10 protein-coding genes are annotated in these 11,764 nt (G+C 69.9%); 8 read left to right on the top strand and 2 right to left on the bottom strand.

Annotated elements, in window-relative coordinates:
• Positions 1-945: hypothetical protein (locus Vqi01_RS19240; protein ID WP_204036199.1), on the top strand; the 945-nt coding region annotated here is incomplete at its 5' end.
• A 274-nt stretch (positions 946-1,219) separates the two neighbouring features.
• Entirely contained in the window at positions 1,220-2,842 is a 1,623-nt protein-coding gene (gene groL, locus Vqi01_RS19235) for a chaperonin GroEL (RefSeq protein ID WP_204036198.1), read from the top strand.
• A gap of 56 nt (positions 2,843-2,898) precedes the next feature.
• On the opposite strand, the gene Vqi01_RS19230 is transcribed toward groL, so the two are convergent.
• Together Vqi01_RS19230 and Vqi01_RS19225 are read right to left on the bottom strand one after the other, a co-directional pair.
• Positions 2,899-3,141, bottom strand: a complete 243-nt coding sequence (locus Vqi01_RS19230; RefSeq protein WP_239098495.1) for a hypothetical protein — start codon at positions 3,139-3,141, stop codon at positions 2,899-2,901.
• A gap of 162 nt (positions 3,142-3,303) precedes the next feature.
• On the bottom strand, positions 3,304-5,742 hold the full coding sequence (locus tag Vqi01_RS19225; protein ID WP_204036197.1) for a S8 family serine peptidase: 2,439 nt from the start codon (positions 5,740-5,742) through the stop codon (positions 3,304-3,306).
• Between the two features lie 230 nt (positions 5,743-5,972).
• On the opposite strand from Vqi01_RS19225, the gene Vqi01_RS19220 reads away from it, so the two are divergent.
• From Vqi01_RS19220 to Vqi01_RS19195, 6 genes are all read left to right on the top strand, one after another.
• Entirely contained in the window at positions 5,973-6,176 is a 204-nt protein-coding gene (locus tag Vqi01_RS19220) for a hypothetical protein (protein ID WP_204036196.1), read from the top strand.
• Positions 6,177-6,298: 122 nt separating this feature from the next.
• The gene (locus Vqi01_RS19215) at positions 6,299-6,841 is read left to right on the top strand and encodes a TlpA disulfide reductase family protein (protein WP_204036195.1); all 543 of its coding nucleotides are present in this window, start codon (positions 6,299-6,301) and stop codon (positions 6,839-6,841) included.
• The gene (locus tag Vqi01_RS19210; RefSeq protein ID WP_204036194.1) at positions 6,838-8,733 is read left to right on the top strand and encodes an ABC transporter ATP-binding protein; all 1,896 of its coding nucleotides are present in this window, start codon (positions 6,838-6,840) and stop codon (positions 8,731-8,733) included. The genes Vqi01_RS19215 and Vqi01_RS19210 overlap by 4 nt, the downstream gene beginning before the upstream one ends.
• Positions 8,718-9,233 carry a MauE/DoxX family redox-associated membrane protein gene (locus Vqi01_RS19205; protein ID WP_204036193.1) on the top strand — a complete coding sequence of 172 codons (516 nt, stop codon included), beginning with the start codon at positions 8,718-8,720 and terminating at the stop codon, positions 9,231-9,233. Before Vqi01_RS19210 ends, Vqi01_RS19205 begins: the two co-directional genes overlap by 16 nt.
• A gap of 30 nt (positions 9,234-9,263) precedes the next feature.
• Positions 9,264-9,812, top strand: a complete 549-nt coding sequence (locus tag Vqi01_RS19200) for a S26 family signal peptidase (protein WP_204036192.1) — start codon at positions 9,264-9,266, stop codon at positions 9,810-9,812.
• Between the two features lie 54 nt (positions 9,813-9,866).
• Positions 9,867-11,687 (top strand): glycerol-3-phosphate dehydrogenase/oxidase, encoded by a 1,821-nt coding sequence (locus Vqi01_RS19195; RefSeq protein WP_204036191.1) that lies wholly within the window; start codon positions 9,867-9,869, stop codon positions 11,685-11,687.
• Positions 11,688-11,764: the final 77 nt, after the last annotated feature.

Genomic DNA, 11,764 nt, shown 5'->3' with positions numbered 1-11,764 from the left:
GGCTATCCCGGTCCGCCGGGCGTGCCCGGTGGCTATCCCGGTCAGCCGCCCTACGGCTGGTACCACCCGGCCGGGTATGGCTTCTACCCGGCGCATGGTGTTGATCCCTCGGACCCGTTGGTCACCCCGCCCGGGGCCGGTATCGGCGGTTGGTTCACGCGCTGCGCCGATGCGGTCCGCCGGGGCTGGCGACTGCTGCTGCCGATCCTGCTGCTCACCCAGGTGCTGCCGGCTGCGGCGCTGTCAGTGCTCGGGCTCGCGGTGGACCCCTCGGGGCGTTGGGAGGCTCAGCTCACCAGCGACGCCGACGCACTGCCCCCCGGCTTCCTGGTCGACCTGACCGCGTTCATGGGCCTGCTGATCGGGGGGAGCCTCCTCCTCGGCCTGGTGCAGTGCGTCGGCTGGGCCGCCGGCACCTGGGTGATCGCCCGGCAGGCGGCCGGCGAGCCGACTGATCTCGGTGCTGCCCTGCGCTACGGCCTGCGCCGCGCGCTGGGCCTCTGGGGCTGGTTGATCATCTTTACTTTGATCATGGCCATCGGGTTCTGTCTCTGCTTCCTGCCCGGGGTGTACGCGGCGTTCGCGCTGGCCATGGCCGGTCCGGTCTACCTGTTCGAGCGGCGCGACCCGATCAGCCGGTCGCACCGGATGCTGCGCGACCGGCTCGGCCTGCTGCTCGGTCGGGTGGCGTTGGTGATCGCGGTGGTGGTCGTGGTGTCCGTGCTCGGTGGCGTGGCCGAGTCGCTCGGGCTCGTGCCGTTCGGCGTGGCGCCATTCACCTCCCCGGGGGCGACCGTCGGTGCGGTGCTGGTGATCGGCGCGGCGGCCCTGCTGGCGTTGCCGGCCCACGTCGCCCAGCTGGTCGGACTGGTCGTCGCGTACGCCGAGCAGCGCGCCCACGAGGGGCCGGTGAACAGCGCGCAACTGGCGGCCGAACTCGGCTGATCGGGGCGATCGTGCTTGCACTCGACAGGGCAGAGTGCTAAACAAGTCATTGGCACTCGCATGGCGTGAGTGCCAATGGTCGGGGCGGTGGGGCCGCGGTCGCGCTCGTGGCATGACCACGAGTGGGGCACGTGGCCGGTCGTCGCGGGCTATCCGGCCCGGCCGAGGAGATGTCGTCGCCGCCAGGTGACGACGTCCCAAGGTGCGTACACCAGACGGCCCATCCGGGAGACACACTCGGGTGGCCCGTGAGTGTCCAGGAGGACAACGCCGTATGGCCAAGATGATCGCGTTCGACGAAGAGGCGCGCCGCGGCCTCGAGCGGGGTATGAACCAGCTCGCCGACGCCGTGAAGGTGACGCTCGGCCCCAAGGGCCGCAACGTCGTGCTCGAGAAGAAGTGGGGTGCCCCCACCATCACCAACGATGGTGTGAGCATCGCCAAGGAGATCGAGCTCGAGGACCCGTACGAGAAGATCGGCGCTGAGCTGGTCAAGGAGGTCGCCAAGAAGACCGACGACGTGGCCGGTGACGGCACGACGACGGCGACCGTCCTGGCTCAGGCTCTCGTTCGCGAGGGCCTGCGCAACGTGGCCGCCGGCGCCAACCCGATGGCCCTGAAGCGGGGCATCGAGGCCGCGGTCGCGAACGTCTCGGAGGAGCTGCTGAAGCTCGCCAAGGACGTCGAGACCAAGGAGCAGATCGCCTCCACCGCCTCCATCTCCGCCGGTGACAGCAGCGTCGGCGAGATCATCGCCGAGGCGATGGACAAGGTCGGCAAGGAAGGCGTCATCACCGTCGAGGAGAGCAACACCTTCGGCCTGGAGCTGGAGCTCACCGAGGGTATGCGCTTCGACAAGGGCTACATCTCGGCCTACTTCATGACCGACCCGGAGCGTATGGAGGCCGTCTTCGACGACCCGTACATCCTGATCGCCAACAGCAAGATCTCGTCGGTCAAGGACCTGCTCCCGATCCTGGAGAAGGTCATGCAGTCGGGCAAGCCGCTGCTGATCATCGCCGAGGACCTGGAGGGCGAGGCCCTGGCCACCCTGGTGGTCAACAAGGTGCGTGGCACCTTCAAGTCGGTCGCCGTCAAGGCGCCGGGCTTCGGTGACCGCCGCAAGGCCATGCTGACCGACATCGCCATCCTCACCGGTGGCCAGGTCATCAGCGAGGAGGTCGGCCTCAAGCTGGACGCCGTCGGCCTCGACATGCTGGGCCGCGCCCGCAAGGTCGTGGTGACCAAGGACGAGACCACCATCGTCGACGGTGCCGGCGACGCCGAGCAGATCCAGGGCCGGGTCAACCAGATCCGGGCCGAGATCGACAAGAGCGACTCCGACTACGACCGGGAGAAGCTGCAGGAGCGCCTCGCCAAGCTGGCCGGCGGTGTTGCGGTGATCAAGGTTGGCGCGGCCACCGAGGTCGAGCTCAAGGAGCGCAAGCACCGCATCGAGGACGCGGTCCGCAACGCCAAGGCCGCCGTCGAGGAGGGCATCGTCCCGGGTGGTGGCGTCGCGCTGGTGCAGGCCGGCAAGACCGCCTTCGACAAGCTCGACCTGGCCGGCGACGAGGCGACCGGCGCGCAGATCGTCAAGATCGCGCTGGACGCCCCGCTGCGGCAGATCGCGGTCAACGCCGGCCTCGAGGGCGGCGTCGTCGTCGAGCACGTCCGCAACCTCGACGCGGGGCACGGCCTGAACGCCGCGACCGGCGAGTACGTTGACCTGCTGGCCGCGGGCATCATCGACCCGGCCAAGGTGACCCGCTCGGCGCTGCAGAACGCCTCGTCGATCGCCGCGCTGTTCCTCACCACCGAGGCCGTGGTGGCGGACAAGCCGGAGAAGACCCCGGCCGCCCCGGCTGGCCCGGGTGGCGGGGACATGGACTTCTGAGTCCAGCTCCGAAACGCCGAAGGAGGGCGGACCGCGTCAGCGGTCCGCCCTCCTTCCTATGTCGGTAGCGGGCGCTGGTTGCGTCGCTTGTGCGCTCGACCGTACGGCGGACGGTGCGGGACCGGCTCGTCCACCAGGATGAGTGGTTCCTCGGGCGGTTCGGCTGCCCCGGTCATCTCCGCCAACTGCTCGGCGTCGCCGTAGTCGAGCCGGTCGATCGGCAGGTGGCCCGGGAGCTCGTGGACCGGCGCCCAGGTGGCGGGTGGGGCGTCCGGGATCTGATCGTCGTCCGTGGTCATGGCTGCCTCCTTAACCAAACGGTAGGGGGCATCAATGGCCGGGGTGGGCGAACGGCGTTATCGGGGTCTATGCGCTATTCGCCCGCTTTAGGGTATCCGGCATCCCTGGTTGGTCATGAGGTTGGCGGCGCTCCAAGAGGCGACTTCGCCGCGAACTCATGATCAACGGACCGAGGGCGCCGGCAGGGCGGCTTTGACGGCGGCGTACGCGTCGACCAGGCCGGCACCGACCACGTTCTCCTCGCCACCACAGTTGTCGCCGCGCTGGCCGGCCTGGACCGGGGTGGCCGTGGAGCGGAGGATCTGCCGGGTCCGGCCGAGGTCGCCGACGAGGTCCGGGTTGGCCGACCAGATCAGAGCCACCACCCCCGCCACCTGCGGGGTGGCCATGGAGGTGCCGTCGAGCCTGGCGTAGCCGCCCCCGGGCATCGCGGAGAGGACGTCCGCTCCCGGTGCCATCAGATCCGGCTTGGCCACCCCCGCCGTCGCCGGGCCTCGGGAGGAGAACTGGGTCACCCGGCGTTGTGCATCCACCGCCCCGACGGTCAGCACGTCGGGGTAGGGCGCGGGTGGGTCCTGCACCGAGCCGCAGAAGGGACCGGTGTTCCCGGCCGCCGCGACGACGAGGATCCCCGCGGCCTCCAGCGCGTCGACGGCCGGCCGCAGCACCCGAGGATCGCAGCCCTCGAGCGGCGGACAGCCCCACGAGTTGGTCAGGATCTCCGGCGCCCGGGCCGGTCGCCCGTCGGTGAACGGATCGCCGCCGGGTGGAAAGGGCGCCAGCATGAACTGGAGGCAGTCGAGGTAGAACGCCGGGTTTCCCAGGTTGCGGTCAAGGTTGACGCAGCCCACCCAGTCTGCGGCCGGTGCCACGCCGATGCCGCCCCGGCCGACCGCGCTGCCCGCCGTGTGGGTGCCGTGCCCGCTGTGGTCCGTCGGTGTCCGGGTGCCGTTCCACGGGTCGAACCACGAGTCGTCGCCGCCCCGGAAGCCTTCGGCCAGAGCCGGGTGTCGTGCGTCCACACCGGAATCCGAGCTGCCCACGGTGACGCCGGCACCGGTGACGTCGAGTTCGGACCAGACCCGGTCCGCGCCGATCAGGGTGATGTTCCAGGGCGGGCTGGTCGGGGCGGGCGCATTGCCGCCGGCCGTGCCCGCAGGCGCTGGCAGGGGGCGTAGTCGTTGGCTGACCAGCACCCGGTCCACCTCGGGTCGGCTGGCCAGCCAGGCCCGTACCACCGGCCCGCCGTCCACCTCGATCGCGTTCACCAGGTAGTACGGGGTGTGGCCCAGTCGCAGCCGGCGCAGTTCCCGCCGCAGGTCGGCCTGGGTGCGCTCGGCGGTCGCGACCAACCGCTGGTAGACCTGCTCGGCGCGGGCGTCCCGGCCGGCCTTACCAGTGCCGCCGGGCAGGCCGCCGAGGTCCGCCTGTTCCCGCAGCACCACGAAGAGCTGCTCACCGTGCAGACCCGGCTGGCCGGCGGTGATGGCGACCCCGGCGACCGAGACCAGCAGGGCCACGGCGGTCGCTGCGGCCACCGCCCGCCGGGGTGGACGGGCCGAGGGGCGGGCCAGCCACAGGCCGTACGCGATCGCCAGCAGGACCGCGACGACGAGCCCGGCGCCAGCGGCGACCGCCACCCAGAACGGCACGTCCCGGGAGGTGACCAGCAGCAGGCTGATCTCCTCCGGGTCGGTGAACGCCAGCGGGCCGAACACGCCGAGCCCGACCAGCCAGGTGGCCGGCGTGCGGCCAGCGAAGCGGCTGCGGCGGTGATCTTGAGCGCGGCGGCGGTCGGAAGCGTGCAGCGCGGCCAGCGCGAAGCCGGCCGGCGGCAGCGTGACCAGCAGCGGCAGTTGGGTGCCGGACTGGCCGGTGCCGGCACCGATGAGCAGCAGCACCACCCCGGCGACCAGGCCGCCCACCAGCACCAGCCGGGCTGGCCGGGGCGGCTCACCGGCCGCGAAGTGACCCCAGAACCGGGCGTCCAGCAGGGCCCCGGCCAGCGCTCCGAGGGCCGCAGCGGCCAGCCCTGCGATGATTGTCTCCAGCAATCCGCCGAGCGCGCCGATCCAGACCCAGGGCAGCAGCAGGGCCAACCCGGCGGCCGCGGCGAGCAGGGTCACCACCTGCGGAGGATTTGGGCTGCCCGACACCACCGGGTCCCGGCCGGAGTCGCCGGTGGTTCCCACCCGGCGGGTCAGCCAACGCACGATCAGCGCCAGCAACGCGGCCGTGGCGGCCAGTGCTGTGAGGTACGCCTCGTGGTGCACCGGTGGGATAGCGCGCAGCAGCCCGAGTGCCCCCAGCGCGAGCGTTCCGACCAGCCACGCCCGCCCGATCGCCCGGATCGCCGGCGCACGGGGCACCAGGGCCAGCGGCAGCGTAGCGGTGCCGATCAGCAGCACGGTGAGTAGACAGAGCCCCGGCCAGAGCGGCACCAGCCGATCCAGCCCGCCGATCAGCAGTACCTGGTCGACCAGCCACCCGCCGCCCTGCACCGAGACGGTGATCGCGACCGCCCAACAGCCGACCAGTACCACCGCGGCGACCGCCCATGGACTGCCGGCGTTGCCGGGTGTGGAGTCGTCCGCCCGCATCCAGACACTTTACGAGGCAGCCGCCTCTCCTCCTGGTTGGAGGGCTGCTCCTGCTGCCTGCGTAGGCCAGTCCGGTGAGACGTCTTTCATTATTCGAAATATGGGCAAACCTGTTCATTGTGCTGAATTGCGAACACGCGGCATTGACGACCTTCGAGTGCGATGATTGACTGACGTAAGTAAATGCGATGGTGGTCGCACCGAAACCGCAGATACGGGGAGGTTCAACCATGTCCATGGTCAAGCGCTTCAGTGACCGTCTGCTCATGCTGTTCGTGCCGGCAATCGAGGCCTCTGCCGAGACGTTCACCCAATGGTGTGGCTGCTATTGCGGGCTGCGCTGCTACAACTACTACCGCACCTGCGTCACCTACGACAACTACAAGACCTGGACCTGCGGTCCCTGCACGCAGAGTGGCAACATCGAATGCTGATGCAATACTGCAGCCGGCTCGACCAGGGGTGACATTCAGTTGAGCAGAATCAGGTCTGGGTGCCGAAAGGCACTCCAGGCCTGATTGCGTGCTGACCGATCTCGCGGGGGAAGGATAGGTAAATGGCGTACGTCGTGGCCGCGGTGGTCCTGATCGGTTGCGTAAGCTTTCTCAATCTGGCGCTGACCTACGGTGTTATCCGTCGTCTCCGTCAACACACCGACATGCTGAACGTCCGACCACTCACCGGTTCGGTGGGAGTCAGCCCGCTCTCGGTGGGCGCAGTCGTCGATGAGTTCAAGGCATCGACGGTCTCGGGGGATTCGGTCACGCGGGACGCGTTCACCGGGCAGACTCTGCTCGGTTTCTTCTCACCCGACTGCCCGGCGTGCACAGCTGAGATCGGAAGGTTTGTCGAGGTCGCCCGATCCAAGGGCCCTGACGACGTGTGGGCGGTGGTCGTCGGTGAACCCGACCGAGTCATCAGTACGGTGGAGCGGTTGACTCCGGACGTTGGCACGGTGATCTGCGAGGGCACAAAGAGCGAAATCCTTGCCGCATTCGGTGTTGTCGGGTTTCCCGCCTTCTTCCTCATGGGCGACGGGGGCGTCGTCCGCGCGATTGCGATCCGTACCGACGAGGCCCTGGCCACGACCACGGCATGAGCACACCTGCCCGTGTGGTCGGATGGAAAGCGTGGGGGGCAAGGTCCGGCGTTGCCGAGGCGATTTCCCTGGCCTGGCGAGCCGGCCGTGCCAGACTCCTGCTGGAGGTGCTGGTCACGCTGACCGGTGCGGCCCTTCCGGTCGCGGCAGCCTGGTTCACCAAGGAGACAATCGACCGCCTCGTGCGAGCGGATGTCGAGCCCCGCACGGTTCTCCCGGCCGTGCTCGGACTCGTCGGCAGCGGCCTGCTGGTCGCGGTCTCGACACGCGTCGCCCGGTACCTGCGCGCCGAGAGCGACCGGGCGATCGGGCTTATCGCGCAGGATCGTCTCTTCGCCTCGCTCGAGCGCTTCACGGGACTCGCCCGCTTCGAAGACCCTTCCTTTCAGGACACACTGCGGCTGGCGCAACAGTCCAGCGGATACGCGTCTGGCCAGCTGGTGGGCGGCCTGCTCAGTACGCTCACCGCCCTGGTCACCGCCGCCGGATTCGTTGGCTCACTGCTCGTCATCAGCCCGCTGTTGACCCTCGTGGTCGTACTCGCTGCGGGGCCTGCGCTGCTCGCTCAGCTCCGGCTGTCCCGCCGACAGGCCCGAGTCGCGTGGGAGATCAGCCCGGTGCAGCGCCGGGAGTTCTTCTACAGCACGCTGCTGTCGACGGTGGAGGCCGCGAAGGAGATTCGACTGTTCGGCACCGGGCCGTTCCTACGTGACCGGATGCGGGCCGAGCGAATCGCATCCAACCTTGCCCATCGCCGGCTCGACCGGCAGGAACTGCTGACCCATGGCGGACTGGCGCTCATGTCCGCCGCCATCGGCGGAGCCGGGCTGGTGTGGGCCGCAGTGCAGGCCGCGTCCGGTCACCTTTCGGTGGGGTCGATCTCGATGCTGGTGGCCGCTATCGCCGGAGTCCAGAACGGCATGGCCCAGGCGACCTCATCCGTGGCCAACGCGCATCAGCAGCTCCTGCTGTTCGACCACTATCTGACCGTCACCCGGGCCGCACCCGACCTGCCGGTCAGGAAGACAGGACGTCGGCTGTCTTCCCTGACCACCGGTATCGAGCTGCGTGACGTGTGGTTCCGCTACGGAGCTGATCACCCCTGGGTGCTGCGCGGGGTGAACCTGGTCATCCCCAGAGGGCGCGTCGTTGCGCTGGTCGGGGCGAACGGTGCGGGGAAAAGCACCCTGGTGAAGTTGCTCTGCAGGTTTTACGACCCGGAGCGGGGGACGATCACATGGGACGGCGAAGACATCCGTGACCTCTCCCCCGAGGAGCTGCGCCACCGCATGAGTGTGGTCTTCCAGGACTTCATGCGATACGACCTGACCGCGGCGGAGAACGTCGGAATGGGTGACATCACGGCAATGGGCGAGCCTCGACGCCTGGAGCAGGCGGCCCGAATGGCCGGCGTGCACGAGACCCTGACAGCACTCCCAGCGGGATACCGCACGCAACTCAGCCGGGTCTTCCACGGTGGACTGAATGGGTCGGACGAGAGCATCGGGGTGCAGCTCTCCGGCGGTCAATGGCAGCGAGTGGCGCTCGCCCGGGCCTTCCTCCGCGACCGTCGAGACCTCCTCATCCTCGACGAGCCCAGCTCCGGCCTGGACCCGGCTGCCGAGTACGAGCTGAGTGCCCGCCTGCGCGAGCATCGAGCCGGCCAGACGAGCATCCTCATCTCCCATCGCCTCGGCACGATCCGGGACGCCGACGTCATCGTGACGCTCGTGGACGGCCGCGTCGCCGAAGAGGGCAGCCACGATGAACTCATGCGCCGGGGCGGCCACTACGCCGAACTGTTCCGCCTGCAGGCGCGCGGGTACCAGAGCGTCGACCCGGCCAAACCGGCCGCAGCCCGAAGGGAGGATGTCGGGTGGAGTACGTCCTGATCGCTTGTCGCTGCACGCTGGCCTTGATCTTCCTGTATTCGGCGAGCACGAAGTTGCGAGGGCCGAGCGCCTTCGTGGCCTTCACGGCGTCTCTTCGTCGGCTGCGGCTGCTTCCGGAACGCCTGGTGGCACCCGCTGCGGTGGTGGTGGTCGCGGCCGAACTACTCGTGCCGGCACTCCTCGCCAGCCGGATGACCGCACTTCCTGGATTCCTCGCCGGGGCCGCGCTGCTCACAGCCTTCACCGCAGGGATCATCCTTGTCCTGCAGCGCGGCACGACAGCCTCCTGCCGGTGTTTCGGCGCGTCGGACGCGCCACTCGGCTGGCAGCACGTCGTACGCAACTGCGGGTTGCTCGCGCTGGCGGTGCTGGGCCTCGTCAGCGTCGCCGCCGCGGACCAGAATGCCGCGCCAGCGGGTGTTGCGCTGTCCGTGGGCGTGGCGCTCGTCCTGGCCTTCATCGCAGCCACGATGGACGATCTGGTGACTCTCTTTCGGTGAGGAACCCAGAGCCGTAGGAGGATTGCCTACGTGGTCACTACGTTGGTGCTCGTCGGCGTCGGTGTCGGAGTGCTTGCAGCGCTCCTGATCGTGCTGCGACGCCGATTCTTCATCGTCATGGTGAACGGAGCCAGCATGGTGCCCACATACCAGGATGGCGACCGGCTGCTCGCCCGACGCCGACGGGCGCAGGCCCTGCCGGTCGGCAGTGTGGTGGTGCTCACCGGTGAACCCGGGCAGGGCCCGGGTAACCACGTGCCGGTCGTGATCGGGCAGCGCGCCATGACGTTACGTACCAGCCGCCACCTCATCAAGCGGCTCGTGGCTCGGCCGGGAGACGCGGTACCCCGTGACTGCGCCAACGCGTTGGGCGATGGCGGGCCGAGCGTCGTGCCACCCGGCAAAGTGGTGGTGTTCGGCGACAACTCGGTGAACAGCCTGGATTCCCGGGTGCTCGGTTTCGTGGACGAACGGCGAATTATCGGCACGGTCATCCGGCGAGTGGCCGCCGCGAAGCCGGCACCGGGCGACGCCCCAGAAATCACCTGCTCTGAGGATGTGCCGCGCACGAGAAAGTGAAAGGCGGCCGTTTGGCCTCGCATTTGATCACCTGACTGCTGCGGCTACGGTGGGATGGTGCGCGATCCACACGTTCTGCGGTCCGTTGCCGGACAGCTCTCGCCCTCCCGCCGCGCCGCCGACCTGCGACGGCTGCGGGCTGAACGCTTCGACGTGCTGGTCATCGGTGGTGGCGTGACCGGTGCCGGTGCGGCCGTCGACGCGGCCTCGCGCGGGCTGAAGGTGGCCCTGGTGGAGGCGCGTGACCTCGCGGCCGGCACCTCCAGCCGGTCCAGCAAGCTGATCCACGGCGGCCTGCGCTATCTCGAACAGCTCGAATTCGGCCTGGTGCACGAGGCGCTGACCGAGCGGGGCCTGCTGGCCACCCGGTTGGCCCCGCACCTGGTGCGTCCGGTGCCGTTCCTGGTGCCGCTGCCCGCCGGGCGGGGCATCCGCGACCTGCCCGCCCGGCTGGCTCGGCGCGCCTACTACGGCGCCGGGGTGGCCGCGTACGACGCCTTCGCCGGCCTCTTCGGCGGCGGGCGGGGGATGCCGCTGCACCGGCACCTGAGCCGGGAGGGTGCCCGTCGGGTCTTCCCGAGCCTGCGGGCCGACGCGCTGGCCGGCGCCATCCGCTACTACGACGGGCAGGTGGACGACGCCCGGCTGGTGGTCACGCTGGCGCGTACCGCCGCCAGCCTGGGCGCGGCCGTGGTGAGCAGCACCCGCGCGGTGGGGCTGATCCGGGAGGCCCGGGAGGTCACCGGGGTCCGGGTCCGCGACCTGGAGGCACCCGCCGGTTCCCCGGAGGCCGAGTTCGAGGTACGCGCCCGCACCGTGATCGCCGCCACCGGCGTGTGGACCGACGACATGTCCCGGATGCTCAACGACGTCGGGCTGCGCCCCGGGATCCGGGTCCGGGCCTCCAAGGGTGTGCACCTGGTGGTGCCCCGCTCGGCGATCACCGGCGAGGCCGGGCTGATTCTGCGTACCGCCACCAGTGTGCTGTTCGTGATCCCATGGGGCGGGCACTGGATCATCGGCACCACGGACACCGACTGGCGGCTGGACCGCTCGCACCCGGCGGCCTCCGCCAGCGACATCGATTACCTTCTCCGGCAGGTCAACACGGTGCTGGACCGGCCGCTGTCCACCGCCGACATCGAGGGTGTCTACGCCGGGCTGCGTCCGCTGCTGGCCGGCGAGGCGGACTCCACCTCCAAACTCTCCCGGGAGCACGCCGTCATCGAGCCGATGCTCGGGCTGCTGCTGGTCGCCGGCGGCAAGTACACGACGTACCGGGTGATGGCCGCCGACGTGGTCGACCGGGCCGCCCACCGGCTCGGCGGGCAGCGGCCGTCGCGTACCGCGGACCTGCCGTTGCTCGGCGCGGACGGCTACGCCGCGATGTGGCGGGACCGGGCCGACCTGGCCCGCCGGCACGGGATGCCGGTCGGGGTGGTGGAGCACCTGCTGGAGCGCTACGGCAGCCTGACGCTCGACCTGTTGGCCCTGATCGACGCTGATCCGCTGCAGGCGTCCCCGCTGGCCGGCGCGCCGGAGTACCTTGCCGCCGAGGTGACGTACGCGGCCCGGGCCGAAGGAGCGTTGCACCTGGAGGACGTGCTCACCCGACGCACCCGAATCTCCTTTGAGACGACGCACCGGGGCCTGGAGTCGGCCGAGCACGCGGCCGAGCTGATGGGCGCGGTGCTGGGGTGGGACGCCGCGCGGCGGGCCCGCGAGGTGACGCACTACCAGGCCCGGGTGGAGGCCGAACGGCAGTCCCAGCTGATGCCGGACGACGCGACCGCCGACGCGGCCCGGTTGGGCGCGCCCGACGTGCGGGGCTACCCCTCCGACCGGGGTGTCGACGACGCCGGGCTAGCCCGTTGAACGATCCACCGGAGATCGTCAGCAACGGATTTCCTTCCGCGGGTTACGCTCGCTACCTACGGTGGGGTAAGTTCCGC

The sequence above is a fragment of the Micromonospora qiuiae genome, from assembly GCF_016863555.1.
Classification (GTDB): domain Bacteria; phylum Actinomycetota; class Actinomycetes; order Mycobacteriales; family Micromonosporaceae; genus Micromonospora; species Micromonospora qiuiae.
The sequence above is the reverse complement of the archived record's forward strand: the minus strand, read 5'-3'. Positions and strand labels throughout refer to the sequence as shown.

Bases quoted from the DNA above. Each gene is read 5' to 3' on its own strand.
- groL (WP_204036198.1), top strand. From the start codon at position 1,220: ATGGCCAAGATGATCGCGTTCGACGAAGAGGCGCGCCGCGGCCTCGAG.
- Vqi01_RS19230 (WP_239098495.1), bottom strand. From the start codon at position 3,141: ATGACCACGGACGACGATCAGATCCCGGACGCCCCACCCGCCACCTGG.
- Vqi01_RS19225 (WP_204036197.1), bottom strand. From the start codon at position 5,742: ATGCGGGCGGACGACTCCACACCCGGCAACGCCGGCAGTCCATGGGCG.
- Vqi01_RS19220 (WP_204036196.1), top strand. From the start codon at position 5,973: ATGTCCATGGTCAAGCGCTTCAGTGACCGTCTGCTCATGCTGTTCGTG.
- Vqi01_RS19215 (WP_204036195.1), top strand. From the start codon at position 6,299: ATGGCGTACGTCGTGGCCGCGGTGGTCCTGATCGGTTGCGTAAGCTTT.
- Vqi01_RS19210 (WP_204036194.1), top strand. From the start codon at position 6,838: ATGAGCACACCTGCCCGTGTGGTCGGATGGAAAGCGTGGGGGGCAAGG.
- Vqi01_RS19195 (WP_204036191.1), top strand. From the start codon at position 9,867: ATGGTGCGCGATCCACACGTTCTGCGGTCCGTTGCCGGACAGCTCTCG.